Source organism: Xiashengella succiniciproducens (assembly GCF_023674465.1).
Classification (GTDB): domain Bacteria; phylum Bacteroidota; class Bacteroidia; order Bacteroidales; family Marinilabiliaceae; genus Geofilum; species Geofilum succiniciproducens.
Genome location: NZ_CP098400.1, coordinates 2526725 through 2543777, shown reverse-complemented (window position 1 = coordinate 2543777; position 17053 = coordinate 2526725). Strand labels below are relative to the sequence as shown.

Below are 17053 nucleotides of genomic sequence, written 5' to 3'. Positions count from 1 at the left end.
ATGAGAGTGATGGCAATGATAGACTCGCTGATTGCTGCCGGTGCTGAACGTATGGCAGTTAACATAGCCAACGCCTTGGCTGAGGCAGGTATTGAGAGTCATCTGTGTGCCACACGAATCGGGGGACCACTCGAGGAGTTTGTTTCTCCTGACGTGAAACTGTTTGTTCCAGGTAAACGATGCTCAAGAGATATGAGGGCTTTTCTTAGGCTCAGACGTTACATCCGTCAGAACGGTATTGAAATAATTCATGCCCACTCTTCATCATTATTCTGGGCGGTAATGCTAAAGTTTACCCTTCCTTCTCTGAAGATTGTCTGGCACGATCATTTCGGGTTCAGCGATTGGCTTCATGTACGCGAGACTTTTTATCTACGTATGGCAATGCCATTTACAGGTCATTCATTTGTGGTAAATGAGAAGCTGATGAATTTTGCCCGGGAGCGATTAAAGGTTAGTGAATCAAAACTTTCATTCCTGCCTAATTTTGGTGATCTTACAGGAGATAGGAGTAAGGTTGAACCATTGCCTGACAGTGATATGAAGCCTAAGCTTGTATGCCTGGCAAACCTGCGTATGCAGAAGGATCATGACAACCTGCTTGATGCTTTCAGATTGGTATCGGGCAGGTTTGATACTGCACGTCTTTATCTGGTAGGCGGGCACTTTAATGACGACTACTACAGGCATATAAGTGGCAGAATAGTTAGTGAACCTGAGTTAAAAGGGAGGGTGCACATCCTTGGCTCACGCAATGATGTAGCTGCAATACTCGATGCCTGTGATGTGGGAATTCTGTCCTCATTATCGGAAGGTCTGCCTGTTTCTCTCCTTGAATATGGAATGACCAGATTGCCTGTAGTCTGTACTGAAGTCGGAGAATGTAGTTTTGTACTGGATGGAGGCAGTTGCGGTGAACTGGTTCCTCCGCAGAATTCAGCTGCCCTCGCCAATGCAATAATCAAGGTTCTGGAAAATCCTGAAGAGGCGCAGGCCAAGGCAGAAAAGCTGTACAACAGGGTAGTCGAGTATTTCTCAAAAGACGAGGCAGTCAAAAAGATTATTGGAGTATACAAGAGCCTGGTCGGAGATAGGTAGCTATCAAGTCAGACTGGCAGGCAGCTGGGATATGTCACGAAGAGCCTCAGAGATGTTTCTATTTAAATAAGTTCCTTGTATTGCTGGCTATCACAGTTTGTCACGAAGAAGCATATTACGATGTATCCCACTGAGGAGTTGAAAGGCAAATAAAACCAGAAGTCGTACGAGATAATGAAACCTAAAAGAACCTTGTTTGTCGGCCCCTTTGCCCCGCCCTATAATGGCGACGGAGTAAAGAATATCTATCTGCGTGACGGATTCACCCGTGCAGGCTTTAAGGACATTGTTTGGTTTGATACAATTACACGCAGGGGCCTGACTCTGGTCAACTATCTAAAGCTGATATGGCAGATGATAGGGGCTCATCAGATAATCTTTTCTCTCAATCGCAATGGGCGCCTGTATCTGATTCCTATCTTCTGGTTATTAAGTTATTTCTGTCGAAAGAGAGCTGTGCTATATGTAATTGGCGGATCCTTTGACATACAGCTGACCGACTATATGAGCTCTTTCAAAAGAAAGCTCTTTGTCGCTATACTCAACAAACTTGATGGCATCTTTGCTGAGTCAATAGCTTTAAAGAAGGGGCTTGAGGGAGTGGGGCTCAGGAATGTGGAACTGGTGTATAATCCCAGGCATGATGATGGAAGCCGCTGGGCCCTCAATAAAAGCTCACGAAACAGATGTGTTTTTGTCTCCCGCGTGACCGACACCAAGGGTATCTTGATTCTGATAGAGGCTATTAAGGCAATTAATAGCGAGGGGAAGGACTTGTCGCTCGATATATACGGTCCGATGGATAAGGATTGTGAAGAGGAAATCAAAGATGCCGAGAAGGCTTCTGGAGGAAAAATCATATATAAGGGTGTGATTGAACCGATGGCGGTTCAATCAGTACTGGCAGCTTATCATTTTCTTGCATTGCCAACTTACCATCCGGGGGAGGGACTTCCCGGAATACTTGTGGAATCTGGCCTTGCAGGAATTCCAATTATTATTACTCGTTTCAATGCACTTCCTGAATATTTCAAGCATGAGAAGAGTGCTTTGTTTGTTAGCCCACATAGTGTTGAAGAACTTAAATATGCAATTCTTAGACTTATTGAAGACGACAGCCTGGCTCAGACTCTGAGTGAAGGAATTATGAAGGTCACCATTCCTTTCAAGGTAGAGGAGGTAATTAATAGGTCACTTGAGCTGCTTAAAAAATATAACTGGGAATTATAATGGACTTTTTTACAGTACTGCAACTTAGTGGATTTCAGGTTAAAGAGGCTGGCAGAGTCTTTGCCCGCCTTAAGGATGAGGCAAAGAATCCAGACTTGCGGGAAAAGAGGCGCTGGGATGCTTTTGATTTTCACTACTGCAATAATACCAACTATGCTAAGTTTGTCGGTCCCCGCCCGGAACGATGGGAGGATATTCCGGTAATCAACAAGAGTAAGATACGTGAGTATAATATCCCACGAATACCAGATTCCAACCGGGCAAAGCGTTACTACTTTCGGAATACTTCAGGATCAACTGGCAAGCCTTTTGACTATGCGGTTGATACATTGAGCCATGCCCTTACCTGGAGAATTCTTGAAGATAGATATAAGTCAGCTGGTGTAAGTCTGAATGACCTGCAGGCACGTTATTATGGATTCCCTTATTCCTTTGTGTCCCGAACCGCAGAAAAGCTCAAGGACTATGTGTCAAACCGTGTTCGCTTTGATACGGTTGATCTGTCCGACCGCAATATGGAAAACTGGTTGGATATGTTCAGCCGGAAGAACTTTGCATATATGTACGGCTATGCCTATCCGATAGTCACCTTTGCCAAGTTTCTTGCACGCAAGGGAAAGATATTGAAGGCATATTGCCCCACCCTTAGGGTGGTAATTGTGACTTCTGAGATGTGCACACTTGAGGAGCAAAAGCTCTGTGAGGAGGTCTTCGGAGTGCCAATCTATAATGAATATGGTGCTTCGGAGGCGGGACATATTGGTTTCGGTTGCGACGGTAAATGGAAACTGGCACACGAGCTGATGTATGTTGAGATACTTGATGAAAATGACAGACCCTGTCCACATGGAACTGTAGGTCGTGTAGTACTTACCCCTCTATTTAATAAGGGCACGCCATTGATTCGTTACGATATCGGTGATATGGCTGCAATTGAGATTGACAACGGAGAGGAAGTGCTTAGCAAATTGATGGGTAGGATAGAGGAGATGGCAATACTGCCATCGGGCAAGAAAGTGGCAGGAGATACCCTCTTTGTGTATGTATTTAAGGAATTTGCTAAGGTCTGCCCCGATATAACCGAGTACAAAGTGATACAGAGTTCGGCAAAGCTGTTTGAAGTAAATATTTCAACTTCAAGGGAAGTGACTGTCGAGGAACTTGGAAAGCTTAAAAAGTTGTGTCTCAATGCCCTTGGGGATGAGGCAGAGGTGGTGGTAAACTGCAAAGAGGTACTCGACCGCACCCTGATGGGTAAGTTCAAACGTTTTGAAAGACGCTATAATCCGAATGCTTAAAGATTGGAAAATTAAGGGGGCCGATCCATCATCGGTTAGCGTAAAGGTAATCAGTATGCCCAACCGCATCGACTTTGAAGTCGATGCAGCTGAGGGAGATGAAGTTCAAAGGCTCAGTCTTATTGTTGAGTTTACCGAAACCCTTATAAGCTGGAGAAATCATGACTATACCTGGGTTGATACAAGCAGAAAGAGACTGGCTGCATACTACTCACCAAAGGCAGCTGTTTTTAAGTCCGGTACCAAGGTTGTAGCATCCCGCACCGATGGACTCTGGCTATTCGACCCACGTCGGCCCCGTAGCATTGAATGGGTGTTGGAACACGAAGATCTTGCTCCCCTCTTCGACTACCAAGAAGACGACAGCAGTGCTTTCAGAGAACCTGTCAGAGCTCTTGATAAGCCTTTGCGCCTTACCTTCCTGCTGACTAAGGGTGCAATACCTGAGTTTAGCCGTTCCAAGTTACCCTTTTCTGCAATACTCTGTTTTGCTGATCACTGCGATTTTGACTCCCTGCCCTTATTGATGGCTCAGCGCAAACTGTTTGCAAAGCATGGAATACGTGTGACAAAGGGAGTCTTTCTCTACCATTATTCAAAAAGAGATTTTAATACATCACTAGAGCGCAATGCTGATGAGTATGAGCTTTGGACTGCAGATGGACATGAGCTATGTTATCACTCCCTGTCACAAAGTACAAGAGCTACGGATGAGGAGTGGGAGAAGGATTTTGAAGACTTTGCAGTAGATGGACGAAGCTGGCAGACCTGGATCGATCACGGTTTTCAGCCATATAATTTCACGACTCACAAGCGAAGTGGCATAGACGCTGATTTATGGGCTGAGATGATGTCCCGAGCTGGGATCAGGTATCTGTGGAACTACCTGGATTGTGGTAATGCAGGTCCAGGCATGATCAATCAGGCAGACCCTGATACCTTCACCTTTGGGGCATATAGGAGAAGGTGCTTTTCAAAACCCTCTGCAAAGGCATTTATGGACCTGTTTCGCAGCTACATACTCTTCTTTGGCAGCGAGAAAGATCAGATGCTATATAGGAAGCTTACCTTTTTTATAAAGATAAAAGGTTGGAAATATGGTTTGGAAGGAGCCTGGGGCCTGATACGTAGTATCCTGTATCTCGCAAAACAAGGTGTTAAGTTACTGATGACACGTAAGGATGCAGTTCCTCATTGGCAACGTTTTACTCCATTGTTTTTCAGGGAGAGGATAGGAGGGAAGGATTTTACATTCTTTCAGACTCTTGAGGTACACGATTTTATTCAGAGCTTCTCAGAGACAAATGTAAGGCAGCTTTGTGACAAGGCCGGAGTTTGCTTGGCTCATACCTATTTTGCCGACTTGGATAAGAGGAAAGAAGGACGCATATTTGTTAATGGAGAAGGAGCTTTGATTCCTGGGATCGATGAGGTCTTTGAGCGAATTGCTGCTGCTTCGACAGAAGGAAAACTTTGGATTGCAACGCTGGCCGAAGTGGGTGAGCGTTTCGACTCATTCAGACATTTGGTTTACGACATAGACGAAAAAGGTAACATCTTTCATAGACTTGAAAAAGAGGTGCAGGACTTGCACCTAAGATATATAAACTAACACTTAACCTGCAGATGATAAAAGTATTGACCGTATTTGGAACCCGACCCGAGGCTATTAAAATGGCTCCGCTTGTGCGCGAATTTGCTAAGTATGCAGACGATGGACAGTTTGATGCCCGTGTTTGCGTGACCGGTCAGCACAGACAGATGCTGGACCAGGTAATGGAGATCTTTGGTATCAAGCCGGATTATGATCTTGATATAATGAAGGAGGGGCAGGACCTCTTCGATATAACGACAGCGGTGCTCAATGGCATGAAGCCGGTGCTCGACGAGTTCAAGCCCGACATAGTGCTGGTTCACGGTGACACGGGAACCAGTACGGCTGCAGCTCTGGCGGCTTTTTACCGTCAGGTTGACGTAGGTCACGTAGAAGCAGGACTGCGTACTTACAACCGTTACTCACCATGGCCTGAGGAGATGAACAGGCAGCTTACCGGACGCCTGGCCAACCTACATTTTTCGCCTACTCAGATGGCTGCACAAAATCTGAAAAATGAAAAGGTTGACCCCGAAACAATTTTTATAACCGGAAATACCGTGATTGACGCATTGCACATAGCGGTTGGTCAGTTAAACCAGGGTGGAGAGATGACTGAAGCTTTGAAGTCAAAGCTTCAAAGCATGATAGCTGATATTGACGCTATCTGTGAGAAGGGGCAGTTTATTTTGGTTACAGGTCACAGACGCGAGAATTTTGGACATGGTTTTCTTGAGATATGCCGTGCTATAAAGGAAGTAGCCCTCGAATTTCCTTCATGGAATATAATCTATCCTGTTCACCTCAATCCCAATGTTCAGAAGCCCGTCAGGGAGCTGCTTAGCAATATCCCTAATGTGCACCTGATTCAACCGCTTGAATATCTGCCCTTTGTTTACCTTATGAGCAGGTGTTCCTTTGTGGTATCTGACAGCGGAGGTATTCAGGAAGAGGCTCCCGGTCTCGGAAAGCCGGTGCTGGTGATGAGGGATACAACCGAGAGGCCCGAAGCTCTTGAGGCAGGAACGGTTCGACTGGTGGGTACTGACAGCAACCTGATAATTGACAGTTGCAGAGCCCTTATAGAGGATAGGGAACTCTATAAATCTATGGCCACAGCAAAGAATCCATTTGGTGACGGCAAGGCTGCCAAGAGAATAGTTGAGATTATTAAGACAAGGTACAGTAAGCAATAAAGATATGACAAAGACAAGGTACAATAAGGTATCCGTAATCGGTATGGGATACATAGGACTGCCCACGGCTGCTGCCATGGCAGGCAAAGGACTGACAGTTCTGGGTTGTGACATCAATCCTGAAGTGGTCGAAACAATCAACAGGGGTGAGATACATATTATTGAACCCGACCTTGACCAGCTGGTCAAGGAGGTTGTCAGCGCCTGCAGGCTAAAGGTGTTCCTTGAGCCTCAGGAAGCTGATGTATATATGATAGTGGTACCTACTCCTTTTAAGTTCAACCGTGAGCCCGATATTTCTTTTGTTGAGCAGGCTGTCAGGTCTATTCTTAGCAAACTAAAGGCAGGTGACCTTGTAATTATAGAGTCTACCTCTCCGGTGCTTACTACTGAAAAGATGGCTAATATTATTTTTACCAGTCGCCCGGAGCTAAAGGGTGTGTTGCACATAACCTACTGCCCGGAGAGAGTACTACCCGGGAAGGTGCTTTACGAACTTGAACACAATGACAGAGTTATAGGCGGATTGGATGAAGCTTCGACTAAGGCCGCTATGGATTTCTATTCAATCTTTGTAAAGGGTAAACTGCACGCCACAAATGCAAGAACTGCAGAGATGTGTAAGCTTGTTGAAAACTCATCACGTGACGTACAGATAGCTTTTGCCAACGAACTCTCGATTATCTGCGATAATGCAGGTGTGGATGTGTGGGAGCTTATCACTCTTGCAAACAAACACCCACGTGTAAATATACTTCAACCCGGATGTGGTGTCGGTGGGCACTGCATTGCTGTTGACCCATGGTTTATAGTATCTGATTATCCCGAGCATGCTCATGTTATCAAACAGGCAAGGGAGATAAATGACTATAAGGCTAAGTGGTGTGTAAAGAAGATTCTTAAAACTGCTCATGACTTCGAACTGGAAAACGGAAGGCAACCGGTGATAGCTTGTATGGGGCTGGCATTCAAGCCTGATATTGATGACCTACGCGAGTCTCCTGCCAAGTATATTGCATCACGTGTTGTATCTGATACAAGGGGAGAGGTTTTGATTTGCGAACCTAATATTGATACTCATAGCTCCTTTACGCTTGCAGATCCGAAGGAGGCTTACAAGAAGGCAGATATCGTTGCATGGTTGGTAAAGCATAGTGCATTTAAATCAATTCAGCCAGAGGAAGGTAAGATTGAACTCGACTTCTGCGGAATTAATTCGAAGTTTTAGTATATGAAGATAGTACTGCTAACCCAATACTACCGACCTGAGATGGGGGCTCCCCAGAGCCGTCTCTATGAGATGCTCAGGGGACTCAAAGATTTGGGTGCTGAAGTGTCTGTTGTAACCGCCATGCCCAATTACCCGGAAGGTAGGATATTCAAAGGTTACAGGGGGAAGTTTTCAATAAGGGAGGAAGTTGATGGCCTGGATGTCAAACGCTACTGGCTCTATGCTTCTAATTCACGTAAGGCCCTGCCCCGAATATTCAGTATGCTTTCCTTTTCATTTACTTCTCTTTTTTCACTTGGTTTTATCAGGAGGAGAAAACCTGACATCCTGATTGTAGAGAGTCCTCCCCTTACCCTTGCACTAAGCGGATGGATATTGGCACGACTTAGCGGTTCAAAACTGGTAAGCAATATCTCAGACCTGTGGCCATTGTCGGCTCTCGAACTGGGTGCAATGTCAAAGGGTAGGCTTTATAGATTTCTTGAAAAGCTTGAGACTTTTGTTTACAGTCGCTCTGCAGCAGTATTGGGTCAGTCACAGGAAATTGTTGATTATATAAGTGCAGGTGGGCATAACAGCTACCTCTTCCGTAACGGAGTGGATTATTCCCGCTTTGCAGACATCCCTGTCAATAGGATAGGTGGTGATCGCAAGGCCATAGTCTATGCCGGATTGCTGGGTGTAGCCCAGGGTATATTGAACCTAAATTGAGCGATTCGTAATTTCACCTGCCCCCGTCGTCTCACTTGATTTCAAAAAAACGGAAATTTTCTCAGAGGTAGGCTTCTTTCGTGTACTTTTTCAACGAAAATTCAGTTCTGTTTTTCACTCAAACCGAACTTTATCGCATTTTCTATGGGTCTGGACATAAGTCTCCCATTACCACTACGGGTTTACAATCCTGAGGTATGTTGTTCTGCCTTATGCAAACTGAATTTTCGGCGGTGACTGACACCGTTCCCATAACTCTTCAATATTTATCGTTTCATAAATTACTCTGGTGACATTCAGGACAATACTCCTTGCCCTTGAGGTTATCTTGACAGCAAAATCAATAAGCTTTCTTCTGAATGTATTAGGATATACGGTTACCGGAATAACCTCTGCGGTAACATCTTGTTTGTATGCTTCGAAAATAAAGTGTGTAACTACCAGCATAAAATAATAGGCTCTGTTCATTCCAAAGGATTTAAAAGGAAGTTGTTCTCTGGTAGCAAGCTCTTTAATGCTACGATGTATCAACTCGTCGGCTCCTCTTTGGTGTGATTTTCGTATGATGGTATCAGCTTTAAACCACTCATCTCCACCGGATGCCCGAAGCCTTTTGTCAGCGACAGGACAGTTCCCGATATTGGTATAGATGACGCTGTCAGGCTTACCAAATTCCATTACGTACTGCCCGGTATCATCCCGGTGCAATCTGGTAAAAAAGCAACGACGAAACTTGGACCAGGATTTCAACTTGCTGGCAAATTCCGCAAATTGCCAGACTGCTTTATTTTTAGTGATTTTGCCCAAAGTGTCAATGGGTAAAGCCTTTACATATTCAGTAACATCATTGTACAATTTTCCTGTTGTAATGTAATGTATATTAAGCTCTTGCTCGAATATCTCGTACGCTTTCTGATCCGCAAACCCACTATCGGCGCACACCACAATAGGGACTTCTTTGGAGTATCTCTTGCGTATCAGATTTACTATAGAGCGTACCCTGTCGGTGTAATCTGATCCATGATTGGAATGAGCACTTCCTTTTCTAAAGGTCACGTCTATCAGAAACGAGCCCCAGCATATATGAAGTGGCTGAAACCCTTTCTTACGCTTGTAAGTGACCTCGCAACCTTCGCGTTTCGCAGCATCGTCATTATCCAAAACCATGGTGTCAATGCCCAGTTCTATAACTTTGGGTTTGGATATGTGAAGCCTCCAGATAAACAGTTCATTAAGTATCTTATTGAATACCGAGTTTGAAATAACGGACAGCTTCCCAAAAAAACGTTTGACCTGGTGAGAAGAGGCCAATTGGTCGGTCTTGCATTCAAGCAAACATGCATATCCTTCATCCTTTTTACTTTGATCAAAACTGCTTATGGCCATATTTGTGCCATCTATAAAAAATGCAACAATCTGTTTTACAAACTGTTGAAGCTGCAAGCCTTTGCTGTTTCCAGTAAGCAGAGAAGAAACATTACGCGATATTAGCCCATATAAGCCAATTTGCTCAGTGTAGCGAAGAAATAAAGGGAGCCCTCCACGACCAGAAATTTTATTGGTTGTAATGCCGATTTTTGTTATCTTCGTACTCATAAAAGATAGTCTTGTGCACCTAAATGGTGAAGTGTTGTTTTTTTATTTTAATACCTCTAAAATACACATTATCAAGGTTATAAGCAAGCTATCTTTTATTTTTTTTTGTATAAATCGCTCAATATAGGTTGAATATATGTAAGTCTGTAGACTTCGGAAAGCTTGGACTTGAGTTTCATATCTTCGGAGCAGGAGCGGAGAAGGAAGATATTATGGAGTTTATTTCGCGTAACCCGGACAGGGGCATCGTTTACAATGGCGTTGTAAAACGCGAAGAGATTCCGGCAATGCTCAAACGCTACGATGCCGCCCTGATCCCCCTTACCAAGAATATCTATGGTGCTGTACCATCTAAGATTTATGAGGCTATGGCAGCCGGACTCCCTATAATCTTTTCAGGAGAAGGTGAGGGAGCCAGGATAATTCAGGAAAACAAATTGGGATGGGTCAACCACCCTACTGATATGAAGCAGCTTGAAGCCAATATCCGGGAGTTTGCCACATCCTCTATAGATGAGATCAGGGCGAGGGGAATCGAACTGGCTCAAACCACATTCAACAGGCCCAACCAGATCGGAAAGTTGTACGTCTATTTAAAGTCCCTTTAGATAAATGAAAAGATGCTTTGATATTGTTGCTTCCTGCTTTGGGCTGCTGGTACTATTACCGGTACTCCTTGCACTGGTAGTGGCTGTTGTTGTGGATTCCGGATTTCCAGTTTTCTTTGCACAGAAGAGGGTAGGAAAAGGAGGGCGCCTGTTCAGGATTTACAAGTTTCGCTCGATGAGCGTCAGCAAAGCTGCAGCTGAAGGCAGTTTTGATGCAGGCAACACACGTAGGGTGACCCGCATTGGAAGGATGCTCAGGAAGACAAAGCTTGACGAACTGCCCCAATTGTGGAACGTCCTTATTGGTGATATGTCACTTGTTGGCCCCAGGCCAGAAGTTCAGAAATGGGTGGAAGCCTATCCAGAACGATGGCGTTTTGTGCATAGCATTAGGCCTGGAATTACCGACAATGCTTCATTGGAGTTTAGAAATGAAGAGGAAATTCTTGCAGCATCCACAGACCCGGAAGAGACTTACAGAGATATGGTACTGCCCCGTAAACTGGATCTTTACGAGGACTATGTAAGAAACCATAGTTTACTTGGCGACATCAGGATAATTTTCAGGACCATCTTTTAACAGCCATAGTGGCTGTGCTAATACTGACCATTACTTATAATACATATAATGAGCAATCTAAAGATTCCCTTTGCAAAAGTTTCATGCAAAGGCAATGAACTAAAGTATATTACCGAGGTTATCGAAAGCGGATGGCTGACTACTGCCTCTAAAGCCCGCAGGTTTGAAGAACTCTTCGCTGAGAGGGTGGGAGCACGTTATGCCTGTGCAGTTAACAGCTGTACCGCTGCCCTTCACCTTGGACTGGATGCACTGGGTGTAAAGGCGGGTGACAAGGTCTTTGTTCCTGCAATGACCTTCACAGCTTCCGCTGAAGTTGTGAGATATATGAATGCCCACCCTGTCCTTCTTGATGTGGAATACGGCACTTCTCTTATCACTCCTGCCATTCTTGAAGAAGGAATTAAGCAGTATCCTGATGTCAAGTACCTGGTGATAGTGCATTTCGGTGGTCACCCGGCAGAAATGGTCAACAGTAATGGATCAGGCATCCTTGATATTTGCAGGAAACGTGGAATAAAGATTCTTGAAGATGCAGCCCATGCCTTCCCTGCTTCCATCAATGGCCGAATGGTAGGAAGTTTTGGAGATATTACCTGCTTTAGTTTCTATGCCAATAAGACAATTACTACCGGTGAGGGAGGTATGTTGACTACGGAGGATGAGGAGCTGTATCGCAGGGTCAAGATAATGCGTCTCCATGGTATTGACAGAGATGTATGGGATCGTTTTACCTCTGATAAGCCTTCGTGGGAATATGATGTGGTGGCTCCAGGATTTAAATATAATATGCCTGATTTGAATGCAGCTATAGGTCTGGCTCAGCTTGAGCAAGGTGATGCTTTCAGGGAAGAAAGGATGAAGATTGCGGAGTTTTACTTAACCGAACTTGCAGATTGCAAGGCATTGGACCTGCCCCTTACTCATGTGAAAAAGAAGGAGCATGCATGGCACCTCTTCCCCTTGGTACTCAATAGCAATGCACCTATTTCCAGAAATAAGTTTATTGAGCTTATGTCGGAGGCAGGCATAGGAACCTCTGTTCATTACAAACCGCTCTTTAGATTGAAATATTATCGTGAGACCTACAAGCTAAGTGAGCAAGACTTTCCAAATGCTGAGCGCACATGGCAAGGCACTGTCAGTTTACCGATATATCCAGGACTGACAAAAGATGAACAAGCTTATATCGTGGATACTGTAAAAAAACTACTTAGCTAAGACTGTTACGCAAATTTTCACAAGCTCTGGTTTAATCGTTCATTATATCAGAGAACAAAAGAGGGTTTGCAACTGTTAATATATCTACAGTTTAGTAGATTTAAGTTTTAATCAGATAACATATATTACACTATGGCATTCGATATTGACATGATTCGCAAGGTTTATGCCGGCTTTGGCGAGAAGGTTGACAAAACCAGGAAGCTATTGAACCGACCATTGACCTTGACCGAAAAGATTCTGTATGCACACCTTTCGGGAGAACTCCCGGACAAGGCCTATGAGAGGGGAAAATCTTATGTTGATTTTGCACCCGACAGAGTAGCTATGCAGGATGCTACTGCACAGATGGCCCTTCTGCAGTTTATGCAAGCCGGACGTAGCAAGGTTGCAGTTCCATCCACTGTTCACTGCGACCACCTAATCCTTGCAAAGGATGGAGCTGCAGCTGACCTAAAATCAGCTCTTAACACAAGCAAAGAGGTTTTTGATTTTCTTGCTTCGGTATCAAATAAATACGGAATAGGTTTCTGGAAGCCGGGTGCCGGTATTATTCATCAGGTTGTACTTGAAAATTATGCATTCCCCGGTGGAATGATGATAGGTACAGACTCACACACTGTTAATGCAGGTGGTCTGGGCATGATAGCCATCGGCGTCGGTGGCGCCGATGCCGTCGATGTAATGGCAGGAATGCCATGGGAACTTAAATTTCCTAAACTGATAGGTGTTAAATTGACAGGACGTTTGAGCGGTTGGACTTCTGCAAAGGACGTAATCCTTAAGGTGGCTGGTATTCTTACCGTTAAGGGAGGAACAGGTGCCATACTTGAGTATTTTGGTGATGGGGCATTAAGTCTGTCAGCTACCGGTAAGGGTACTATCTGTAATATGGGAGCAGAAATTGGTGCTACTACATCTACTTTCGGATATGATCAGAAGATGACAGAATACCTTATTGGTACAGGTAGGGAAGAGATTGCAAAAATGGCTGATGCTGTCAGCCATCACCTGACAGGAGATCCGGAGGTATATGCTAATCCTGAGAAGTATTTTGATCAGGTAATAGAAATCAACCTGTCGGAACTCGAGCCACATATAAATGGTCCCTTTACTCCTGACAGGGCGACACCTCTTTCAAAGTTTGCCGAAGAGGTTAAAAAGAATAACTGGCCCAGTCAGCTTGAAGTTGGACTGATTGGTTCATGTACCAACTCCTCCTATGAGGATATCTCAAGAGCTGCGTCAGTTGCTCGCCAGGCCAGTGAGAAAAGACTTAAAGTAAAGTCTGAGTTTACAATTACCCCGGGATCTGAGCAGGTACGCTATACTGTAGAAAGAGATGGTTTTTTAGATGATTTCTACAAGATTGGCGGAGTGGTACTTGCAAATGCATGCGGTCCATGTATCGGACAATGGGCTCGACATACCAATGATCCCACACGACGCAATTCTATCATTACTTCGTTCAACCGCAACTTTGCAAAGCGTAACGATGGTAACCCCAATACTCATGCTTTTGTAGCTTCACCTGAGATCGTAACTGCCTTCGCAATTGCAGGAGACCTTACTTTTAATCCTGTGACCGATACTCTAATCAATGAGGATGGTGTTGCAGTGAAACTTGATGAACCGAAAGGACTGGACCTGCCACCAAGAGGTTTTGCAGTTGAAGATGCCGGTTATGTTGCTCCTGCTGAGGATGGTAGCAAGATAGAAGTTAAGGTTGACCCCAAGTCTGATAGACTGCAATTGCTTGAACCGTTTGCGCCCTGGGACGGAGAGAACTTTATGGGTCTGAAGCTCCTTATCAAGGCCAAGGGCAAGTGTACAACAGACCATATTTCTATGGCTGGTCCATGGCTTAAGTATAGAGGACACCTCGATAATATTTCTAACAACCTGCTCACCGGTGCAGTCAACTACTTCAATGATGCTACTGATAAGGTCAAGAATCAGTTGACAGGTAAGTATGAAAGTGTACCTGTGGTACAACGTCAGTACAAGGCTGCCGGCATTGGTAGTATAGTGGTGGGGGACCACAACTATGGAGAAGGGTCCTCGCGTGAACATGCTGCGATGGAACCACGTCACCTTGGGGTAAGAGTGGTTCTGGTCAAGAGTTTTGCCCGTATCCATGAGACAAACCTCAAGAAACAGGGTATGCTTGCACTGACCTTTGCAAATGAGGCCGACTATGACAAGATTCAGGAAGATGATACAATCAATATTGTAGATCTGAAGGATTTTGCACCTGAGAAGCCCTTGACTATGGAACTGGTTCATGCTGATGGTAGCAAGGAAACCGTCAAGGTCAACCACACTTACAATAAGCAGCAAATTGAATGGTTTAGAGCCGGCTCGGCACTGAATCTGATTAAGCTGCAGCAGCAGAATAAATAAGAACTTTGAGAGTTCGTTGATAACAGGGGCAGTGCCTACCGGCGCTGCCCCTGTTCTGCTTTTTACATTTTGCGTATTAGCACTAGTTTCTGATAAAGGATTATATCCTTCTTCTATAGTCAAAATCTATGGATAATAAAATGAACCTATTTGACCCAAACGTTAATTTATTTTATCTTTGGTACAGGTTATCAAATAAAGGTAAACCATACTAAACCAAACTAAGAGACAAAATCAGACCTGTGCCCGAGACAGGTCACAAACTTGAAGAATATGAAGAAGGTAACAGAAATTTTAGGATTGAAGGAAAAGGAGACTGCTCAGGTTGTAGACAAACTGAATGAGCTATTGGCAAACTATCAGGTATATTATCAAAACCTTCGTGGTTTTCACTGGAACATTAAGGGTGCGACATTCTTTGAGCTCCATGCTAAGTTTGAAGAGCTTTATAATGATGCCGTTGAAAAGATTGACGCAATAGCTGAGCGTATCTTAACTGTTGGAGGTGCTCCACTGCACACTTTTGAGGACTACCTTGCAACAAGTACTGTAAAGCCTGCAAAGAACCTTACAGATGCTGAAACTACTGTATCTACTACTCTTGATAATATTGCAGTGCTTATCAAGCTTGAACGTCAGGCTATTCCTCTGGCTCAGGCAGCTGAAGATGAGGGTACCCTGACTATGCTTACAGAGTATATTTCTGAACAGGAAAAACTGGTTTGGATGCTTCGTGCTTATATGAAGTAATCTGTAGAGTTTTTAAAGCACAAAAGAGGTTGCCCTTAATTGGACAACCTCTTTTGCATTATTGCTACGATAAAAATTATAGATATTGATGATTGTGCAGTTTTACCAGGCTTCGTCAATACGAGATGTTGTTTCTCGTTTGATATCTGTATTCTTTATTCCTGAATACTAATTATTCTGTACTCCCATGGGTTCAGGCTGAATCCTTTGAGTGGAAGGGATACTATATTACCGGTAAAGAAATCAGGATATTGACCACTTATAGTAGTTTCAGCACTAACTTCAACTTCATTACCTGACAGGTTGAATACTGCAACTACCTGGTTACTGCCTGACCTACGTGTGAACATAAGTACTTCTTCAGGACGGTCGGTGGCTATCAATTCTATCTTACCACCGTGGTTTCCATTCCACAGGGCCTCATTTTCCTTCTTCAACCTGATAAGTTCCTTGTAGAAGGTGCTCATCGAAAGGTCACTCCAATCGATCTGATCCTTTTCGAAGAACTCAAGTCTCCTGTTGAGTCCGGCTTCCTGACCGCTATAGATTAGTGGCATACCTTCAACCGTAAAGGTGAGGACAGCCATTGTCTTGTATGCTTTACCCATACGTTCGAATGCCGTACCGTTCCAACTGTTCTCATCGTGGTTGCTTGTAAAGTGCATCTGGAAGGCTCCTTCAGGGACTTTTGTGCTATAGTTGGCAAACCAGGTCATCAGGTCTGAAACCTTTTCACTACCCTGAGCTATTTTGTTCATATGATGGTGGAAGCTCCATCCATAGTTGCTGTTGAAAGCCTTTTCCAGAAGAGCACTTACATCTTCATCTTCAGCAAGCATAAATACCGGTTTGATGCTGTCCAGCGCTTCTCTGGCAGATTCCCAGAAATCAACGGGAACCATACCGGCCACATCACATCTGAAACCGTCAATATCGGCTTCTCTTACCCAGTAAATCATTGCTTCCTTCATAGCATCACGCAGTCCCTGATTGGAATAATCAAACTGAACCACATCTGTCCAGTCGAAGGGTGCATACATATTGCCCAGCGAATCCTTTGCATACCAATCGGGATGCTCGAATACCCATGCATTGTCCCAGGAGCTGTGGTTGGCAACCCAGTCGATTATCACCTTTAGACCAAGTTCGTGAGCTTTTGTAACCAGTGCCCTAAAGTCATCGATGGTTCCATATTCCGGGTTAACACCTTTGTAGTCCCTGATTGAATAATAGGAGCCAAGGGTTCCCTTGCGGTTTTCCTCACCTATTGGATGTATTGGCATCAACCATAATATGTCAACACCTAGGTCTTTTAGACGAGGTAAGTGGTTTGAAAATGCCTCAAAGGTACCTTCGGGAGTATACTGACGAAGGTTTACCTCATAGATCACGGCATTGTATGCCCAGGGGGCTAACCGGGCCTTGTCATCCAAGGCCCGGGTTTCAGCCTGCCCTTTGTTCTGCCCGGGTCCGCATGAGACCATGAGCAGCAGCACACTTAACAGATAAATTGGGGATTTTAATCTAAACATCTTGA

The 17053-nt window shown here is 44.4% G+C and carries 14 protein-coding genes; 12 read left to right on the top strand and 2 right to left on the bottom strand.

The features are described from left to right. The 7 genes from M9189_RS10505 to M9189_RS10475 all read left to right on the top strand — a co-directional run bounded on the left by M9189_RS10505 (position 1) and on the right by M9189_RS10475 (position 8358). On the top strand, positions 1-1098 hold the full coding sequence (locus tag M9189_RS10505; protein ID WP_250725564.1) for a glycosyltransferase family 4 protein: 1098 nt from the start codon (positions 1-3) through the stop codon (positions 1096-1098). Between the two features lie 174 nt (positions 1099-1272). After that, positions 1273-2328 (top strand): glycosyltransferase family 4 protein, encoded by a 1056-nt coding sequence (locus tag M9189_RS10500; RefSeq protein ID WP_250723050.1) that lies wholly within the window; start codon positions 1273-1275, stop codon positions 2326-2328. Further along, entirely contained in the window at positions 2328-3626 is a 1299-nt protein-coding gene (locus M9189_RS10495) for a phenylacetate--CoA ligase family protein (protein ID WP_250723048.1), read from the top strand. Before M9189_RS10500 ends, M9189_RS10495 begins: the two co-directional genes overlap by 1 nt. After that, a complete protein-coding gene (locus tag M9189_RS10490; protein ID WP_250723046.1) occupies positions 3619-5238 on the top strand; it encodes a hypothetical protein in 1620 nt (539 codons plus the stop codon). The genes M9189_RS10495 and M9189_RS10490 overlap by 8 nt, the downstream gene beginning before the upstream one ends. Before the next feature lie 14 nt (positions 5239-5252). After that, positions 5253-6416 carry a non-hydrolyzing UDP-N-acetylglucosamine 2-epimerase gene (wecB, locus tag M9189_RS10485; RefSeq protein ID WP_250723045.1) on the top strand — a complete coding sequence of 388 codons (1164 nt, stop codon included), beginning with the start codon at positions 5253-5255 and terminating at the stop codon, positions 6414-6416. 4 nt (positions 6417-6420) lie between these two features. Next, the gene (gene wecC / locus M9189_RS10480) at positions 6421-7644 is read left to right on the top strand and encodes a UDP-N-acetyl-D-mannosamine dehydrogenase (RefSeq protein WP_250723043.1); all 1224 of its coding nucleotides are present in this window, start codon (positions 6421-6423) and stop codon (positions 7642-7644) included. Positions 7645-7647: 3 nt separating this feature from the next. Then, the gene (locus M9189_RS10475) at positions 7648-8358 is read left to right on the top strand and encodes a glycosyltransferase family 4 protein (protein ID WP_250723041.1); all 711 of its coding nucleotides are present in this window, start codon (positions 7648-7650) and stop codon (positions 8356-8358) included. A gap of 210 nt (positions 8359-8568) precedes the next feature. Here M9189_RS10475 and M9189_RS10470 read toward each other — a convergent pair whose 3' ends face one another. Beyond that, entirely contained in the window at positions 8569-9954 is a 1386-nt protein-coding gene (locus tag M9189_RS10470) for an IS1380 family transposase (RefSeq protein WP_250722148.1), read from the bottom strand. Positions 9955-10082: 128 nt separating this feature from the next. Here M9189_RS10470 and M9189_RS10465 point away from each other — a divergent pair, with 128 nt between their 5' ends. The 5 genes from M9189_RS10465 (at position 10083) to M9189_RS10445 (ending at position 15516) form a co-directional block, all read left to right on the top strand. Next, complete coding sequence (locus tag M9189_RS10465) at positions 10083-10562, top strand: glycosyltransferase (RefSeq protein ID WP_250723039.1); 480 nt, start codon at positions 10083-10085, stop codon at positions 10560-10562. 4 nt (positions 10563-10566) lie between these two features. After that, on the top strand, positions 10567-11142 hold the full coding sequence (locus tag M9189_RS10460) for a sugar transferase (RefSeq protein ID WP_250723038.1): 576 nt from the start codon (positions 10567-10569) through the stop codon (positions 11140-11142). A 48-nt stretch (positions 11143-11190) separates the two neighbouring features. Then, positions 11191-12363: a DegT/DnrJ/EryC1/StrS family aminotransferase gene (locus M9189_RS10455; RefSeq protein WP_250723036.1), complete on the top strand. Its 1173-nt coding sequence runs from the start codon at positions 11191-11193 to the stop codon at positions 12361-12363. A gap of 132 nt (positions 12364-12495) precedes the next feature. Further along, on the top strand, positions 12496-14766 hold the full coding sequence (locus M9189_RS10450) for an aconitate hydratase (RefSeq protein WP_250723034.1): 2271 nt from the start codon (positions 12496-12498) through the stop codon (positions 14764-14766). Between the two features lie 273 nt (positions 14767-15039). Continuing rightward, positions 15040-15516 carry a Dps family protein gene (locus tag M9189_RS10445; protein ID WP_250723033.1) on the top strand — a complete coding sequence of 159 codons (477 nt, stop codon included), beginning with the start codon at positions 15040-15042 and terminating at the stop codon, positions 15514-15516. A gap of 155 nt (positions 15517-15671) precedes the next feature. Here M9189_RS10445 and M9189_RS10440 read toward each other — a convergent pair whose 3' ends face one another. Further along, positions 15672-17048: an alpha-amylase family glycosyl hydrolase gene (locus M9189_RS10440; RefSeq protein ID WP_250723031.1), complete on the bottom strand. Its 1377-nt coding sequence runs from the start codon at positions 17046-17048 to the stop codon at positions 15672-15674. Between the last annotated feature and the right edge of the window lie 5 nt (positions 17049-17053).